Here is a 15,936-nt window from a genome sequence, read left to right on the forward strand (position 1 = left end):
CGGACGCCGACAGCTCGACGCCGGCTTCGAGCGCGGCGTCCACCGGCTCGCCGGGGGTGATGATCCACGACAGGATCGGGGCGGTGATGCCGCCCTCGCGCAGCGCCAGCGCCTCACGGATGTAGGCGGTGCCGAGCCTGCTCGCGCCGCCCTCCAGGACGGCGGCGGAGGCCGGGACGAGCCCGTGCCCATAGGCGTCGGCCTTGACGGCCCCCATCACTTCGGCGCCGCCCGCGCGCTCCTTGAGCAGCGCCACGTTGTGCCTGATCGCGGCCAGGTCGACCCGCGCCTCCGCGGGCGTCGCCATCGGGGATGTCATCTCTCCAGTTTGGCAGCTCGCTCAGGTGGTCGAGCGCGTTTCCCCGCTCACCGCCCGTACGGCCGCCGGGATCGCCGCGGCCACGCCCGTCGCCGTCAATGGGGCTCCGCCGGCGGCGATCCCCCCGGCCAGGCCGTGCAGGTGCGCCCCGCACGAGCCCGCGTCGTAGCAGTCGAGCCCCTGCGCCAGCAGCGAGCCGGCCAGGCCGGACAGCACGTCGCCCGTCCCTCCGGTGGCCAGCCAGGGGGTGCCGGTGGTGTTGACGCGTACGGGCCGGTCCAGCTCGGCCACGAGTGTGGTCGAGCCCTTGAGCAGCACGGTCACGCCCAGCTCCGCCGCCGCCCTGCGGACGTGGTCGAGCCTGGCCGCCTCGATCGCGTCGCGGTCGGCGCGCAGCAGCCGCGCCAGCTCGCCCGCGTGCGGCGTGATCAGGACCGGCGCGCTCCGCCGCAGCAGCGACCTGTCCTTGGCGACCAGCGTCAGCCCGTCGGCGTCGATCAGCACGGGCACGTCGCTGGCCAGGACCCGGGCGGCCAGCTCGTGCGCCCAGTCGCCGGTGCCGAGCCCAGGGCCCAGCACCCACGCCTGCACCCGGCCGACGCCGTCGAGCGACGGCTCGCTCAGCTCGGTGATGACCGCCTCGGGCCAGTGCGTCCGCACCTGGGCGACCGGCTCGCCCGGCCCGACGTAGCGGACCATGCCCGCGCCCGCGCGGAGCGCGCCGCCGACGGCGAGCACGGCCGCGCCGGTGTAGCGGTCGCTGCCCGCGGCCACGCCCAGGACGCCCCTGCGGTACTTGTCGGACTCGCCGCCCGGAGGTCTCAGCAGGTCGTCCACGTCGCCGCCGGCCAGGGCCGCCACGTCGGGGTCCGGCAGGTACGGGCCGAGCCCGATGTCCACCAGCTCCAGCTCACCCACGTGCCCGGCGCCCGGATCGACGAGCAGCCCGGTCTTGTACGCGCCCATGGTCACGGTCACCCGCGCGGCGACGGCCGCCCCCGCCACCTCACCCGTGCCGGCGTCCACGCCGCTGGGCACGTCCACCGCGACGACCGTGCCGGGCGCCGCGTTGGCGGCCTCGGCCAGGCGCGCGTACGGCTCGCGCAGCGCGCCGGTGGCCCCGATGCCCACCAGCCCGTCGATGATCAGGTCAGCCCTGGGCAGGGCGCCGGACTCGGCGACGGTGCCGCCCGCCCGCCGGAGGGCCGCCAGCCCGGCCTCGTGCGTCTTGGAGCCCGCCAGGATCGCCTCGACCCGCGCTCCGCGCCCGGCCAGCCGGGCCCCGGCGTACAGGGCGTCGCCGCCGTTGTCGCCGCTGCCGACCAGCAGCAGCACGCGCGTGCCGTACACCTTCCCGAGGAGCGAGGCACAGACGGCGGCGAGGCCGGCCGCGGCGCGGTCCATCAGCGTGCCGTCGGGCAGGCGCGCCATCAGCGCGCGCTCGGCGGTCCGGATCTGGTCGGCGGTGTAGGCGGTGCGCATGATCCGAAGCTATCCCCTCCGTGCTATCCCTCCGTGCTATCCCTCCGCGATCACGTAGGCCACGGCGACGCCCGCGTCGTGGCTGAGCGAGACGTGCCAGCGTTTGACGCCCAGCCCGTACGCCACCTCGGCCGCCTTGCCGGTGACCCGCAGCTCCGGCTTGCCGCTCTCGTCGCAGCGCACCTCGGCCTCCAGGTGGCCGAGGCCCTTCGGCGCGCCGAGCGCCTTGGCCACGGCCTCCTTGGCGGCGAACCTGGCCGCCAGCGAGTGGACCGCCAGCGGCCGCTCGGCCTCGGTGAACAGCCGCTCGCGCAGGCCGGGCGTGCGTTCGAGCGCCGCCGCGAACCGTTCGATGCCGACGACGTCCACGCCGATGCCCAGGATCATCCCCTCAGGCTATCGGCCGGTCCCGGTCGCCGGCGGTCACAGCCAGCTCGCCCGCACGCTGCCCGACGCGCCCTCGGGAGCCGTGCCCAGCTCGCCCGCCCGCACCCTGACGAGCAGGCGCTCGACGGTGTCCACGATCTCGGGGACGGCCTCGCGCAGCGCCTCGGCGTCGGAGGTGTCCACGTCCGCCTGCGCCTCCTTGACCACGCCTTCGAGGTCGGACAGCCGGTTGGCCAGCCAGCCGAGCGGGTCGCCCGACAGCTCCTTGGCGAACACGCGCGGCCCCGGGTCCCAGCCGCTGAACGTCGGGTGGTGGTGGGTCCTGTCGAAGCTGCCGGGCCGCCCGTCGACCGACTCCAGCAGGTCGGCCCGCCAGATCGGCTGCTCCACACTGATCGGCCTGGCCGAGTAGATGGTGCCCTTGAGCGGGCCCTCCTCGATCGCGCGCACTTCGAGCCGCACGCCGTGCTCGGCCCCTTCCTGGCCCTTGCCCGGCTGGGGGTCGACGAAGTAGATGTCGCTGACTGCCACGCAGATCCGCTCGAACCCGTAGACGTACAGCACGAGGCGCCTCCTCCTAGAAGGAGCCCTTCTGCCAGGGCCCCCAGATGGCGAAAGACATACCCTCTTTGGACTGCACGTTGACGTACAAAGTGTGACCTCCGGGACCGAAGGTCGAGCCGGCGAACTCCGCGCCCGGGTCGTCGGCCACCGGCTCCAGGCGGGAGAAGTCGAAGATCTCGCCCTGGCGGGTGAGTCCGCGCAGGAAGTTGTCGCCGTCGCCGTCCTCGCAGAGCACCAGCGTGCCGCGGGGGCTGGCCGTCACGTTGTCGGGCAGGTCGAGCACCGACGAGCGCGGCGACTCGTACACCAGCCGCAGTTTCTCGCTCCACGTCTCGTACGCCCACACCTGGCCGCGTCCCTTGCCGAAACCGGACGGCGCGGTGTCGCCCTCGGCGGTGGCGCCGCCCTGCGTGGAGCAGAAGTACACGGTGCCCTGGTGGTAGATGGCGCCTTCGAGCCTGGAGAAGATCGCCCCGCCCTCGGCCCTGCCCTGCTTGCCGACGGCTTGGACGGCGTCGTCGTTCGAGGGCTTGCCGGTGAAGTTCGGGTCGGGGTCGTCGATGGTGACCCACACCGTGTTGTAGACCGCGCGCGGACGCTGGCCCTTGGACAGGTCCTTGCGCGGCTGGCCCTTGATCGCCAGCATCTGCAGCCTGCCGCCGTCGAGCAGCTTCCCGGTCTTGAGCGGGTGCTTGGGCGGGGTGTAGCGGTAGAACCCGGAGGCGAAGCCGAAGCAGTCCTCGGTCAGGTAGAGCGCCCCGGCCTGCGGGTCGAAGGCGACCGACTCGTGGGCGAAGCGGCCCGCCGACCTGATCGGCTTGGCGTCGGAGACGCCGCTGGTCGGCACCTCGAAGATGTAGCCGTGCTTGCGGGTCAGCTTGCCGTTGTCGCCGCCGGAGAAGTCGTTGCCCACGTCGGGGCCGTTGACGGTCTCCTCGCAGCTCACCCAGGCGTTCCACGGCATGGGGCCGCCGGAGCAGTTCATCATCGTGCCGTTCAGCGACGGCGCGCTCTTGAGCACCTCGCCGTAGCGGGTGACGCGCAGGGTGGAGGTGCCGCCCCCGGTGGCCGGGTCGTAGGCCTTGCCCTTGTCGCCGAACGCGCCCACGGGCCCGTTGACCTCGTGGTTGCGCACCAGGATCGTGGTGTCGCGCGGCCCCTGGAAGGCGGCCATCCCGTCGTGCCTGCCCGGGACGGTGGAGCCGTCGGAGTACTTGCTGCCCGCCGGGCTGAAGGAGCGGTAGCGGAAGCCGTCGGGCAGGTGCAGCCTGACCTTGCCGTCGCGCTCGTCGCGCGCGGCCTTGAGCGGGCCGTAGCCGAGCGCGCGGGCCAGCGGCGTGGCGCCGCCCTTGGCGCCGGCGCAGGCGACTCCGGCGAACGGCCCGGCTATTCCGGCGGCGGCTGCCAGGCCTGCTCTCGTCAGGAAGCGACGACGGTCCACAAGACCTCCCAGGGGGCTTTCGTACTCCCGAACAGTAGCCGTTACCAAATCTCCATATATCCGATTCGGCCAGATACCCGCGGTGGATCCCTCAAGCAGGACCAATCCCTCTTCCCCGAACTGAGTCTCGATAATCCCCCATCTTTATCCACAGGCTGTGGACGGCTGTGGACACCCGGCCGAGCCCCGGCCCGCACCGCGTCGATACGCTGCCAAGGTGAACAACGGCTACGTTGAACTGAGCAGGGAGCAGTGGAGCGATCTCCGCAAGAACACGCCCTTGACTCTCACCGAAGATGAGCTGGAAGAGCTGCGCGGCGTCGACGACCCCATCGACCTCACCGAGGTCACCGACATCTACCTCCCCCTGACCCGCCTGCTGAACCTGCACTTCACCGGTTCCAAGCAGCGCGCGAACGTGCTGAGCGCGTTTCTCGGCCATCCTCCGCAGCGGGTGCCGTACGTGCTGGGCATCGCCGGCAGCGTCGCGGTCGGCAAGTCGACCACGGCGCGGCTGCTGCACACGCTGCTGGCCCGCTGGCCCGAGCACCCGGACGTGCAACTGCTCACCACCGACAGCTTCCTCTATCCCAACGCGGTGCTGGAGTCGAAGGGGATCATGCACCGCAAGGGCTTCCCGGAGAGCTACGACCGCAGGGCGCTGGTCAGGTTCGTGGCGGAGGTGAAGGCGGGGGTGCCCGAGGTGCACGCCCCCATCTACAGCCACCTCGAATACGACATCGTCCCCAACGCCACCCAGATCATAAAAAATCCGGATGTGTTGATCATCGAGGGGTTGAACGTGCTTCAGCCCGCGCCGCCCACCGCACTCGCGGTCAACGACTACTTCGACTTCTCCATCTACGTCGACGCCAAGGTGGAGGACATCCGCTCCTGGTACGTCGACCGCTTCCACAAGCTGCGCCGCACCGCGTTCGAGGACCCCAAGTCGTACTTCAAGTACATCGCCGACCTCTCCTACGACGAGGCGACGGAGTTCGCGGTCAACGTGTGGCGCGACATCAACGAGCGCAACCTCGTCGAGAACATCGCCCCCACCCGCGGCCGCGCCGGCCTGGTCCTGCAGAAGGGCGCCGACCACTCCATCAGGCGGATACGGCTTCGCCGTACCTGAACGTCTCCGCCAGCAGGTAGTCCGCGAACCTGCCGCCGCACTCGCGGTCGTCGATATCGGCGAACCAGCACTCTTCGCCCTCTTCATGACATTTCCAGCGCCTCATCCGAGGGAGCCTCGTCCACGGAGGTCAACGCCCTATCAACATCCGATCGACGACCCTGGAGCGCCGTCCCGGACCGGCGAAAGTCCGGCCTCAAGGAGGACGTCGTTCATCCGTGTGAACGAGGCCACGCCCCGCCGGCGGCCGGTAGGGTCCGGATCATGCACATCCTCGCTACCGAGGGGCTGACCAAACGCTTCCCGACCGTCACCGCGCTCGACCGGCTGACGGTCACCGTCGGGGCCGGGGTCACGGGGCTGGTCGGGGCCAACGGCGCGGGCAAGTCGACGCTGATCAAGATCCTGCTGGGCCTGCTGCCGGCCACCGCCGGCACCGCGCGGGTGCTCGACCTCGACGTGGCCACGAAGGGCGACGAGATCCGCAGGCACGTCGGCTACATGCCCGAGCACGAGTGCCTGCCGCCCGACGTGTCCGCCACCGAGCTGGTCGTCCACCTCGCCCAGATGTCCGGGCTGCCGCGCACGGCGGCCCGCGAGCGCGCGGCCGACGTGCTGCGCCACGTCGGCCTGGCCGAGGAGCGCTACCGTGCCATCGGCGGCTACTCCACGGGCATGAAGCAGCGCGTCAAGCTCGCCCAGGCCTTGGTGCACGACCCCAAGCTGATCCTCCTCGACGAGCCCACCAACGGGCTCGACCCGCACGGCCGCGACGACATGCTCGCGCTGATCAAGCGCATCGGCACGGAGTTCGGCATCAGCGTGCTGGTCACCTCGCACCTGCTCGGCGAGCTGGAGCGGATCTGCGACCACGTGATCGTCATCGACGCGGGCCGGCTGCTGCGCTCGTCCGCGATCGCCGAGTTCACCCAGGCCACGCAGACCGTCACGGTCGAGGTCGAAGAGGGCACCCAGCCGCTGGCCGAGCGCCTGACCCAGGAGGGCCAGAGCGTCACGCAGCACGGCCGCCTGCTGCTGGTCAAGGTGAGCGGCCCCGAGACGTTCGACGCCATCCGCGACGCCGCCGTCGACCTCGACCTGTGCCTCATCCGGCTGGAGCAGGGCCGCCACCGCATCGAGGACGTCTTCAGGGAGGAGGCCGCGAATGTCTGAGATCTACGACATCGGCTACCGCCACTACGACGGGCCACGGCTCGGCCGCGGCTACTCGACACGCGCGCTCACCCTCCACAGCCTGCGCGGCATCTTCGGGCTCGGGCGCACCGCCCGCAGCAAGATCATGCCGTTCGCCCTGTTCGTCATCATGCTGCTGCCCGCCGTCGTGTCGATCGCGATGATGGCGCTGATCAAGCAGCGCGGCATGCCGTACAGCAGCTTCGCGGTGACCATGCAGGCGGTCGTGGCGATCTTCCTGGCCTCGCAGTCACCCACGGTCGTGGCGCCCGACCTGCGCTTCCGGGTGCTGCCGCTGTACCTGTCACGGCCGATCTCGATCATGGAGTACGTGGCGGCCAAGGTCGTCGCCATGACCGTGGCGCTGTTCCTGCTGGTCGCCGTGCCGCTGACGCTCATCTACGCGGGTGAGCTGCTCATCGACATGGACGGGCCGACGGTGCCGCCGCAGACCAAGGAGTACCTGGCGGCCATGGCGGTCGCGCTGCTGCTGGCACTGCTGCTGGCGGCGTTCGGGCTGGCCATCTCGTCGCTGACGCCCCGCCGCGGGCTCGGGGTGGCCTCCGTGATCGCCCTCTACCTGCTGTCCTCGGCCTCCGTGCCGGTCATCTACGCCACGCTGGCCTCGGCGGACAACGAGGAAGGGGCCGCGTGGGCGTGGCTGCTGAACCCGTTCTGGCTGGTGGACGCCGTACAGGTGTGGTTGTTCAACACCCCCGCCGCCGTTCCCGAGGGCGGCTACCCGCCCGGGCCCGCGCCGGCGATCATCACGGTCGTCCTCATCGCGGTCGGCCTCGGCGCCCTCGCGCTGCGCTACCGGAAGGCGGCCGCCCGATGAACATCGAGCTCGCGCAGGTCTCCCGCTGGTACGGCAACGTGGTGGCGGTCAACGACGTCACGATGACGATCGGCCCCGGCGTCACCGGGCTGCTCGGGCCCAACGGCGCGGGCAAGTCGACGCTGCTGCACATGATGGCCGGGTTCCTGGCGCCGTCGGGCGGCACGGTCACGATGGACGGCACCCGCGTCTGGAAGAACCACCACATCTACCGAGACATCGGGCTCGTCCCGGAGCGGGAGGGTGTGTATGGGTTCCTGACGGGGTGGCAGTTCGTCCTGTCGGCCGCCAAGCTCCACGGCCTGGCCAACCCCATCGAGGCCGCCCGCAAGGCGCTGGCCACCGTCGAGATGGAGGAGCCCAAGGACCGGCGCGTGGAGACTTACTCCAAGGGCATGCGCCAGCGCGTCAAGGTCGCCGCGGCGCTCGTCCACGACCCGCCCGTCCTGCTGCTCGACGAGCCGTTCAACGGCATGGACCCGCGCCAGCGGATGCACCTCATGGACCTGATCCGCGCCATGGGCACGGCGGGCAAGACGATCCTGTTCAGCTCCCACATCCTGGAGGAGGTCGAGCGGGTCGCCCAGCACATCGAGGTGCTGGTCGCCGGCCGTCACGCCGCCTCGGGCAACTTCCGCGAGATCCGGCGGCTGATGACCGACCGGCCGCACCTGTTCAGGATCAGGTCCAGCGACGACAGGAAGCTCGCCGCCGCGCTGATGCTCGACGACTCGACGGGCGGCGTCACGCTCGGGCCCGACGGGCTGGAGGTGCGAGCGGTCGAGTTCCGGCGCTTCGCCTGGCTGCTGCCGCGCGTGGCCCGCGACCAGGACATCCACCTGCACCAGGTGTCCCCCGCCGACGAGGACCTGGAGAGCGTCTTCGCCTACCTGATCACCCGGAGCACCTGACATGAACCGGCGAGGGAGCGCCGGGCGCGCAGCGACCGGAGTGACGGGGGAAGACGGCGGCATCAGGCGGACGAGCCCGCCGAACGGAGTGAGGCAATGAACACTGTGGTCGCCGGAATCACCTACCGGGCGTTGCTGGGGCGGCGGCGCATCTTCTTGCTCCTTCTGCTGCCGCTGGCGTTGATCGGGCTGGCCGTCATGCTGCGGCTGTTCGGCGGGGACGATCCGCGCTCGGCCGTGCTGCTGATGGAGAAGTTCGCCATCGGCACCATGCTGCCGCTGCTCGGCCTCATCGCCGGGACCGGGGTCATCGCGCCGGAGATCGACGACGGCACGATCATCCACCTGATCTCCAAGCCGATCTCCCGGCCGGTCATCGCGACGACGAAGTTCCTGGTGGCGGCGTCGCTGCTGGCGGTGTTCGCCGCGGTCCCGACGTACTTCTCGGCGTGGCTGCTGGTGGCCAACGAGGAGGGCCTCGCGGTCGGCTTCGCCGTCGGGTCGCTGTTCGCCGGGATCGCCTACGCGGCGGTGTTCCTGCTCCTCGGGATCGTCACCCGGCACGCGGTCACGATCGGGATCATCTACGCGCTGCTGTGGGAGACGCTGGTCGGCGGGTTCGTTCAGGGGGCGCAGAAGTTCTCCATCCAGCAGTGGGCCGAGTCGATCGCCGACTCGATCTCGGACTCGCCGTTCCTGCAGACCCAGGTGACGCTCGGCTTCGCCGTCCCGGCCCTGGTGATCGTCACGGTGGTGGCGGTGTACTGGTCGGGCCGGCGCCTGCGCGCGTTCTCCCTGACGGGCGACGAGTAGGTTTTATCGTCCCACGGCCGCCCGCAGCGCCGCCCGGTCCAGCTTGCGCCGGCTGGAGTACGGGAACTCCGCCAGCACCACGACCCTGTCCGGCAGCGCCCCCGCGTCCACCAGCGCGGGCAGCCGAGCCCGTACGGCCTGCTCCTGGAACCCGTCCCCCGGCACCAGCGCCAGCACGACCTCCTCGTCACCCGTGACGGGGTCGGCCAGCCCGACGATCGCCGCGTCCGCCACCCCCGGCAGCGCGGCGACGGCCGGCTCGTACAGGCTCGGGTAGATGTTGAACCCGTCGCGCAGGATCATGTCCTTCTTCCTGCCCAGCAGCACCAGACGCCCTTGGTCGTCCAGGCGCACCAGGTCGCCGGTCGCCACCTCGGTGTGCGGCGGCTCGCCGAGGTAGCCGCGCGCCAGGTGCGGACCGCTGACGATCAGCTCCTGGTCGTCGGCGAACCGCACCCCGACCCCGGGCAACGGCGCGCCCAGCAGGTCACCTTCCGCGCAGTCCAGCTTCTCCGCCGCGCCGGCCAGCGCGATCGGCAGCGCCTCGGTCATCGCGTAGACGCTGAGCACCTCCGCCCCGGGCGCGAGGGCGATCGCCCTGCGCAGCACGGCCGGGGGCGCGGGCGCGGAGCCGAGCATCAGGTGGCGCACGCTGTCCGGCAGCCGGTCGATCCCGGCCAGCTCGACCGGCACGCAGTAGAGGTGGGTGACCCGCCGCGAGAACAGCACCCCGCCGCGCCCCGGCATCGACCACGTCCCGCCGCCGATCAGCGCGGGCAGGCCCAGCATGAGCCCGTCGGTGTGGACGACGTCACCCGGCTCGACGGGGAAGTGGTCCCGGAAGATCTCCAGCCCGGCGGCCAGGGAGGCACGCGTGTGCACGACGGCGCGGGGGTGGGCGGTGGTGCCGGAGGTGAAGATCACCGCCGCCGGATCGTCCACATCCCCACGGACCTCCGTGGCCGCCGCCCCTTCGAGGTCGCCCAGCCTGAGGTCACGCAGCCGTACCGCGTCCTTGGGGACGCCGGGCAGCCACCGGCCGGTGTACGCGTGCCGCAGCCCCAGCCCCGGCAGCGGATCACGCAGATCCGGCAGCAACACCCCCCGGCGCCGGACCAGCGCGCGCAACGGCCCGACGGACGTGATCGCGTACAGCAGCGCCCCCGCCACCACCCACCGCGGCCTGGCCAGCCGCAGCCGCGCCTGAAGGATCTCCGGCGCGAGCCCGGGGTCGGCCAGCACCAGCACGCCGCCGGCCGCGACCACGCCCAGCGCGACGGCGATCGCCTCCGGCGAGGGCTCGACCGCGTACAGGACACCGTCGCCGGGCGCGAGCCCCGCCCCGGCGAGCCGGTCGCGGATCCGCAGCGCCCGCTCGCGCAGGTCGCCGAACGTCAGCTCCTGCCCGCGCCCGCCCACGATCGCGGCCGCCCGCGGCGTACGCTCGCAGGCCGCCAACACCTGGGCCAGCAGATCGCTGCGCATCCCACCCCCTCAGAGCTCGTGACGTCGCATGAGCGGCACCGCGATCCGCCGGAGCAGCCACGCCAGCACCACCCACCCGGTACGCCGCCTCCACGACAGATGCCCGACATGTACGGCCCGGTACTCGATCTCCGGCACACCCCCGCGCAACCGCTTGAACTCCCCAGCCCCCGCGCTGTCGTTCACCGACAGCCCTTCGTCCACGGCGATCTGGTACACCAGCGCGCTCAGCATCCGGTACAGCCCGAGCGGCTGCGGCAGCGCCGTGTCGTACCCGAAGATCGGCGTGGTCAGCACGCCGTCGCGGTGGAAGTACCCGAGCACCCCGTCGATCCGCCCGTCCTTGGCCAGCCCCCAGTAGGTGATCGTGCCCGCCCGCAGCGTCTCGCGGACGAACCGCTCGGTGAACTGCGGATTGTTCCGCGAGTATTTATCCAGATAAAGCAGGTTGTAAAGCTCCACCACCCGCGCCGCGTCACCCTCCACGGGCCGCACCACCTCGTACCCTCTGCGCCCGACGAGCCGCAGATCCCGGCGCCACCGCTTGCGCAGCCGCCCCGGCTGCTCCCCCGGCCGTACGAGATAGACCCGCCGCCCCGGCACCATCACGCAGTCGCCGATCACCCGGTTCACCGAGCAGAACCCGACCGCGTGCCCCGGGAACCGCTCCCGCAGGAACCGGATCGCCGCCCGTTCGTGAGCGGGCTCAAGGGCCGGATAGAGGTTCGTCGACAGCAGCCAGTTGTTGACCAGCACCACCCGGTCCAGCTCCGACCATCGGCACAGCGCCCCCAGCCCCGCCAGCGCCGCCCTCAGCGCTCCGCGCAGCGCCGCGCTGCCGAGCACCCGCAGCTCCTCACCGGCATAGGTCACATAGTGCGTGTACGGCGAACACACCCACGCGTTCCCCACCTCACCGCCGTCGTTGACCGACACCGGCAGAACCACTCGCCCGTCGACGACGAGCACCCCGTAAACGGTGCTCACATTCGCGACGAACGCCTCGATCCCGCCCTCGACCAACGGAGTCAGGTAGGCCCTCGCGTAGGCCCCGTCCGCCGACTCGGGCCACGGAACCTCGTCCCAGTTGTCCCGCGTGTACAGCTCGGCCTTCACCGACCGTCCCACTCGATGTCGTACGTCGAGCACTCGACCAGCGAGCGCCGCGTCCAGAGCGACCGGATCCAGTTCTGCCACAGCACCTCGAACTGCCCCCGGAACGGCCCCCGGTCGCCCGGCACGGCGATCACGTCCGCGGACTCGCGCACCACCCGCGCCCACCGCCGCAGTCCGCTCCACGACCGCACCCCGGCTAGCCCGAAGGTCAGCATCGCCAGCCCGATCATCGCCCGCGCGTCCGGCGAGGGCCGCAACGGCTCCTCCCGCGCCTCCCCCAGCATCACCGCCGCCAACTCGTCCCCGAACAGGTGAACCCCGCTGGTGGCCCGCGGATTGCACTCCATGGGCAGCACCCGCTCACCCACCATGAAGTCGAAGGCGATCTGCCCGCTGAACCCGGCCCGCTCCACGAACCGGCTCACCCACGCGTCCACCCCGGCATGCGCCATGGGCGCGAAGCTGACCGCCGCCCCCGAGGCAGTGAACTCCACCGCATAAACAGCATGAGCCACGATCCGCCCGCCAACGGCAACGGAATAACTACAGACGGGCGCCCCGTCGAGCAGTTCCTGAGCCACCCAAGGCCCCTCATCCCCCTTCAACCCGATATTTCCCCGTACCACCCGCACCTTCGTCCCGAACCGCGAAAAAACCGGCTTGAGGACAAACGGCCGCGGCACCCCCACCAGATCCCGAGCCGACAACACCAGCCGCGTCTCCGGCACCGCCAGCCCGAACCCCTTCGCGAGCCGCACGAACTCCCACTTGCTGTGCAACGCCCGCAACGTCCCGAGCGGCTCGGCCAGCACCTCGCACGGCAACCGCCCCCGCGCCACCCAGAAGATCTCCTCACAGGTCGGCACGACCAGCCGGACACCCTCCGCCTTGACGATGTCGGCCAACGCCTGGACGAACGCCCGCGGCGCCCGATTGGGCGGCGGCACCGGATAACTCGCCGCCACGGCGGACGACCGCCCGCACAGCTGCGCCCGCGAGCTCTCGGCCACCACGACCCGCACACCTGACCTGGCGAACTTCCTGGCCAGATCCAGCGCCACCGGCGCCCGTCCTCCGGTGATCAGCACAGTCACACCCACCAGCATGCCGCTCGACGGTTGAGACCTGATTACGGCCTGCGGCTGTAACGTTGACCCCATGTCTGCGCGTCTGACGGAGCTGCGGCTGACCGAGTTCAAGACCTTCCGCGACGCCGTCCTCCCGCTGGGCGCCACAACCGTGCTGATCGGACGCAACAGCAGCGGCAAGTCCAACGCCCTCGACGCCCTCGACGCCCTGTCGCGGCTGGCCGAAGGTGGTGACATCGTCGATGCGCTGGACAGCCGGCGCACGGATGAGGGTCCGTTGCGCGGCGGCATCTCCGGTTGTCCTCCCCATGGGAGCGATCAGTTCCGATTGGGATGCAGCCTGCACACCGGTCGCGCGGAAGGGAGCGATTATTTCCGGATCGACTTCGACGTCACCATCCGGCTGGGAACCGAACCGGAGATCATCGACGAGACCCTCACCGGCTGGTCCGGAGATCCTCAGGAGGCCGTCAGGCATCCTCTTCTCCGCACCACGAGCCCACCAGGCCACGCGGGCAGCATCACGGCCTCCTGGTACGACAGAGCCGGCGATCTCAAGCGCACCCACTTCCGTTCCTCTCGCCTGCTGATCGCTCAGCTTCCTCTCCACCTCCAGGGCAGGAAGTACCAAGGCCGGCTGGCAAGTGCGGCACAGGACGTCCTCAGCGCGCTGCGCGGCGTCTTCCATCTGGACCCCGTCCCTCACCTCATGCGGCAGTACACACCTGGCCGCGACGTGCGCCTCCGCAGAACGGCGGAGAACCTGTCGGCCGTCATCGGCCACATGCGGGAGAACGACGCGGAGAGTTTCTGCCAACTCGTCGAGCGCACCCGAGCCCTGGTGGACCACGACGTATCCGGCATCGAGCTGGTCCGCTCAGAACTCGACGACGTCATGGTGGCGCTCCGCGAAGGCGAGGCGACCACCCCGGCCCGTGAGATGAGTGATGGTCTCCTGCGGTTCATCGCGATCGCTACCACGTTGCTCCGGCAGGGAAGCAACCTGGACCTGGGACGACGCGAATTCATCGGTGACGAAGCTTCGCCGATGCTGGTCATCGAGGAACTGGAGAACGGCCTGCATCCGGCGCAGGCCTCCCAACTGCTGCAATTGGTCGAGCAAGCGACACATGAGGACAAGACTCAGGTGGTCTTCACCACGCACAGCCCGACACTCCTCTCCGCGCTCCCCGCAGCGAGCCACTCGGACGTCATCGTCAGCACCAGAGACCGTGCCACGGGAACGTCCCGGCTCACCAGACTGCCGGACGTGCCGGGGTATCCCAGCCTCATGGCCCAGGGCGACCTCGGCGCCGTCGTGACGTCGGGCCTTCTGGAAAAGGCCACGCCACCTGACAACCGCGATTTCACGGACTTCGACCGGCTCATGGGGATCGGCCAGTAGTGGGACGTCACGTCGAGTTCGTCGACACCTCGATCCAGTGCAACCTTCTCGACATCCCTGGAAAGAACCAGAACCGGGCGGCGGTCCTTCAGGAGCTCAAGGCCGACAAGCGCGAATGCCGCCTGATCCTCCCCGTCACCACGGTCATCGAGACCGGGAACCACATCGCCCAGCTACGCGATGGGCGCCTGCGCCGCGAGTACGCGGAAAAGCTGACCGCTCTCCTGGAACTGGTCATCGAGGGCAAGGCGCCGTAGGTCCTCCACACCGTCGTATGGGGCGCCGACTTCCTCCGCTCCCTCATCGCCGGTGCCGGAACCGGGATCCCGCTGACCGACCATGTCATGAGCAGGCTGGCACTGGGTGATCTGTGCATCCTCGCCGAACGTGATCTCTACCGGAGCCGCGTCGCCGGCATCGACGTACGCATCTGGACCCTGGACGAGCAACTGAGGTCCCACGCATGACAGAAGGGGCACGCCACAGAATGCCGTACCCCTTCTGGCGAACAGCTCAGACGCAGGCGACCCTGACCACATCGGCCAGGCGGCCCGCGACCAGTGAGGCGTGCTCCTCCGAGGATGCCTCCACCATCACGCGGATCATCGGCTCGGTCCCGCTCGGCCGGATCAGCACCCGGCCGGACTCGCCCAGCTCCTGCTCCGCCGCCGCCACCGCCTCGGTCAGCTCGGGCGCCGACGCCTTGCCCCGGTCCACGTCCTTGACGTTGATCAGGATCTGCGGCATCGGCGTCATCACCGAGGCCAGGTCGCGCAGCGACTTGCCCGTGCGGGCCACGACCGACAGCAGGTGCAGCGAGGTCAGCAGCCCGTCACCGGTGGTGGCGTGGTCGAGCATGATGACGTGCCCGGACTGCTCTCCGCCCAGGTTGTAGCCGTAGGACTTCATCCGCTCCAGTACGTAGCGGTCGCCCACGGCGGTCTCGACCACGTGGATGCCCGCGTCGCGCATGGCCAGCTTGAAGCCCAGGTTGGACATCACGGTCGCGACCACGGTGTCCTTGGCCAGCGTGCCCTCGGCGTGCATGGCGCCCGCGAGGACCGCCATGATCTGGTCGCCGTCGACGATCGCGCCGGTGTGGTCGACCGCCAGGCAGCGGTCGGCGTCGCCGTCGTAGGCGATGCCGAGCGAGGCCCCGCGTGAGACCACGACCTGCTGCAACTTGGGCAGGTGGGTGGAGCCGTAGCCGTCGTTGATGTTGAGGCCGTCGGGCCGCGCGCCGATGGCCTCGACCCTGGCCCCGGCCCGTACGAGCGCCTCGGGGGCGACCATGTGGGCCGCGCCGTGGGCGCAGTCGACGACCACGTCGAGCCCGTCGAGCCGGCCGTCGACCGTGGTCAGCACGTGGGAGATGTAACGGTCGGCCTCGCCGTACGCGTCACGCACCCGGCCCACGGCGGAGCCGACGGGGAAGGTCCAGTCCTCGCCGAGCCGCCGCTCGATCTCGTCCTCGACCGCGTCGGACAGCTTGAATCCGCCCCGGGCCAGGAACTTGATGCCGTTGTCGGGCGCCGGGTTGTGCGACGCCGACAGCATGACGCCGAGGTCGGCGCCGAGAGCGGCCGTGAGGTAGGCGACGGCCGGGGTGGGCAGCACGCCGAGGCGCAGCACGTCCACTCCGGACGACGCGAGGCCGGCGACCACGGCGGCCTCCAGGAACTCCCCGGAGGCACGCGGGTCCCGGCCCACGACCGCTACCGGACGGCGTCCGGTAGCGGCGAACGCGCCCGCATCACC

The 15,936-nt window shown here is 70.7% G+C and carries 17 protein-coding genes; 8 read left to right on the forward strand and 9 right to left on the reverse strand.

Annotated elements, in window-relative coordinates; all coding sequences use genetic code 11:
• From KME77_RS19425 to KME77_RS19445, 5 genes are all read right to left on the reverse strand, one after another.
• Positions 1-307: alanine racemase (locus KME77_RS19425; protein WP_219469715.1), on the reverse strand; the 307-nt coding region annotated here is incomplete at its 3' end.
• A 33-nt stretch (positions 308-340) separates the two neighbouring features.
• Complete coding sequence (locus tag KME77_RS19430) at positions 341-1,801, reverse strand: NAD(P)H-hydrate dehydratase (protein WP_219469675.1); 1,461 nt, start codon at positions 1,799-1,801, stop codon at positions 341-343.
• Between the two features lie 36 nt (positions 1,802-1,837).
• Positions 1,838-2,188 carry a holo-ACP synthase gene (locus KME77_RS19435; RefSeq protein ID WP_219469678.1) on the reverse strand — a complete coding sequence of 117 codons (351 nt, stop codon included), beginning with the start codon at positions 2,186-2,188 and terminating at the stop codon, positions 1,838-1,840.
• Positions 2,189-2,224: 36 nt separating this feature from the next.
• The gene (locus KME77_RS19440) at positions 2,225-2,752 is read right to left on the reverse strand and encodes a hypothetical protein (RefSeq protein ID WP_219469680.1); all 528 of its coding nucleotides are present in this window, start codon (positions 2,750-2,752) and stop codon (positions 2,225-2,227) included.
• A 13-nt stretch (positions 2,753-2,765) separates the two neighbouring features.
• The gene (locus KME77_RS19445) at positions 2,766-4,193 is read right to left on the reverse strand and encodes an alkaline phosphatase PhoX (RefSeq protein ID WP_219469683.1); all 1,428 of its coding nucleotides are present in this window, start codon (positions 4,191-4,193) and stop codon (positions 2,766-2,768) included.
• A gap of 217 nt (positions 4,194-4,410) precedes the next feature.
• Here KME77_RS19445 and coaA point away from each other — a divergent pair, with 217 nt between their 5' ends.
• From coaA to KME77_RS19470, 5 genes are all read left to right on the forward strand, one after another.
• A complete protein-coding gene (gene coaA / locus KME77_RS19450; RefSeq protein WP_219469687.1) occupies positions 4,411-5,328 on the forward strand; it encodes a type I pantothenate kinase in 918 nt (305 codons plus the stop codon).
• 264 nt (positions 5,329-5,592) lie between these two features.
• A complete protein-coding gene (locus KME77_RS19455; RefSeq protein WP_219469690.1) occupies positions 5,593-6,501 on the forward strand; it encodes an ABC transporter ATP-binding protein in 909 nt (302 codons plus the stop codon).
• A complete protein-coding gene (locus tag KME77_RS19460; protein ID WP_219469694.1) occupies positions 6,494-7,360 on the forward strand; it encodes an ABC transporter permease subunit in 867 nt (288 codons plus the stop codon). Before KME77_RS19455 ends, KME77_RS19460 begins: the two co-directional genes overlap by 8 nt.
• The gene (locus tag KME77_RS19465) at positions 7,357-8,271 is read left to right on the forward strand and encodes an ABC transporter ATP-binding protein (RefSeq protein WP_219469696.1); all 915 of its coding nucleotides are present in this window, start codon (positions 7,357-7,359) and stop codon (positions 8,269-8,271) included. Before KME77_RS19460 ends, KME77_RS19465 begins: the two co-directional genes overlap by 4 nt.
• Before the next feature lie 96 nt (positions 8,272-8,367).
• A complete protein-coding gene (locus KME77_RS19470) occupies positions 8,368-9,084 on the forward strand; it encodes an ABC transporter permease subunit (RefSeq protein WP_219469699.1) in 717 nt (238 codons plus the stop codon).
• 3 nt (positions 9,085-9,087) lie between these two features.
• Here KME77_RS19470 and KME77_RS19475 read toward each other — a convergent pair whose 3' ends face one another.
• From KME77_RS19475 to KME77_RS19485, 3 genes are read right to left on the reverse strand one after another with little or no spacing between them, the layout of a single operon-like run.
• Positions 9,088-10,569 (reverse strand): class I adenylate-forming enzyme family protein, encoded by a 1,482-nt coding sequence (locus KME77_RS19475; protein WP_219469701.1) that lies wholly within the window; start codon positions 10,567-10,569, stop codon positions 9,088-9,090.
• Between the two features lie 9 nt (positions 10,570-10,578).
• On the reverse strand, positions 10,579-11,685 hold the full coding sequence (locus KME77_RS30360) for a GNAT family N-acetyltransferase (protein ID WP_219469704.1): 1,107 nt from the start codon (positions 11,683-11,685) through the stop codon (positions 10,579-10,581).
• Positions 11,682-12,779 carry an ATP-grasp domain-containing protein gene (locus tag KME77_RS19485; protein ID WP_219469707.1) on the reverse strand — a complete coding sequence of 366 codons (1,098 nt, stop codon included), beginning with the start codon at positions 12,777-12,779 and terminating at the stop codon, positions 11,682-11,684. Before KME77_RS19485 ends, KME77_RS30360 begins: the two co-directional genes overlap by 4 nt.
• A gap of 64 nt (positions 12,780-12,843) precedes the next feature.
• Here KME77_RS19485 and KME77_RS19490 point away from each other — a divergent pair, with 64 nt between their 5' ends.
• From KME77_RS19490 to KME77_RS29955, 3 genes are all read left to right on the forward strand, one after another.
• Positions 12,844-14,178 carry an AAA family ATPase gene (locus KME77_RS19490; protein ID WP_219469710.1) on the forward strand — a complete coding sequence of 445 codons (1,335 nt, stop codon included), beginning with the start codon at positions 12,844-12,846 and terminating at the stop codon, positions 14,176-14,178.
• Positions 14,178-14,435: a hypothetical protein gene (locus KME77_RS19495; RefSeq protein WP_219469712.1), complete on the forward strand. Its 258-nt coding sequence runs from the start codon at positions 14,178-14,180 to the stop codon at positions 14,433-14,435. Before KME77_RS19490 ends, KME77_RS19495 begins: the two co-directional genes overlap by 1 nt.
• Positions 14,436-14,522: 87 nt before the next feature.
• Positions 14,523-14,645 (forward strand): hypothetical protein, encoded by a 123-nt coding sequence (locus KME77_RS29955; protein ID WP_281424195.1) that lies wholly within the window; start codon positions 14,523-14,525, stop codon positions 14,643-14,645.
• A 46-nt stretch (positions 14,646-14,691) separates the two neighbouring features.
• Here the strand turns inward: KME77_RS29955 and glmM are convergent.
• On the reverse strand, positions 14,692-15,936 hold a 1,245-nt coding region (gene glmM / locus KME77_RS19500; RefSeq protein WP_246610201.1), incomplete at its 5' end, for a phosphoglucosamine mutase.

This window comes from Nonomuraea rhizosphaerae, assembly GCF_019396405.1.
Lineage (GTDB): Bacteria > Actinomycetota > Actinomycetes > Streptosporangiales > Streptosporangiaceae > Nonomuraea > Nonomuraea rhizosphaerae.

Excerpts from the sequence above, each read along its gene's own strand:
- KME77_RS19430 (WP_219469675.1), bottom strand. The coding sequence starts at position 1,801 with ATGCGCACCGCCTACACCGCCGACCAGATCCGGACCGCCGAGCGCGCG.
- KME77_RS19435 (WP_219469678.1), bottom strand. The coding sequence starts at position 2,188 with ATGATCCTGGGCATCGGCGTGGACGTCGTCGGCATCGAACGGTTCGCG.
- KME77_RS19455 (WP_219469690.1), top strand. The coding sequence starts at position 5,593 with ATGCACATCCTCGCTACCGAGGGGCTGACCAAACGCTTCCCGACCGTC.
- KME77_RS19460 (WP_219469694.1), top strand. The coding sequence starts at position 6,494 with ATGTCTGAGATCTACGACATCGGCTACCGCCACTACGACGGGCCACGG.
- KME77_RS19465 (WP_219469696.1), top strand. The coding sequence starts at position 7,357 with ATGAACATCGAGCTCGCGCAGGTCTCCCGCTGGTACGGCAACGTGGTG.
- KME77_RS19470 (WP_219469699.1), top strand. The coding sequence starts at position 8,368 with ATGAACACTGTGGTCGCCGGAATCACCTACCGGGCGTTGCTGGGGCGG.
- KME77_RS19475 (WP_219469701.1), bottom strand. The coding sequence starts at position 10,569 with ATGCGCAGCGATCTGCTGGCCCAGGTGTTGGCGGCCTGCGAGCGTACG.
- KME77_RS19490 (WP_219469710.1), top strand. The coding sequence starts at position 12,844 with ATGTCTGCGCGTCTGACGGAGCTGCGGCTGACCGAGTTCAAGACCTTC.
- KME77_RS29955 (WP_281424195.1), top strand. The coding sequence starts at position 14,523 with ATGAGCAGGCTGGCACTGGGTGATCTGTGCATCCTCGCCGAACGTGAT.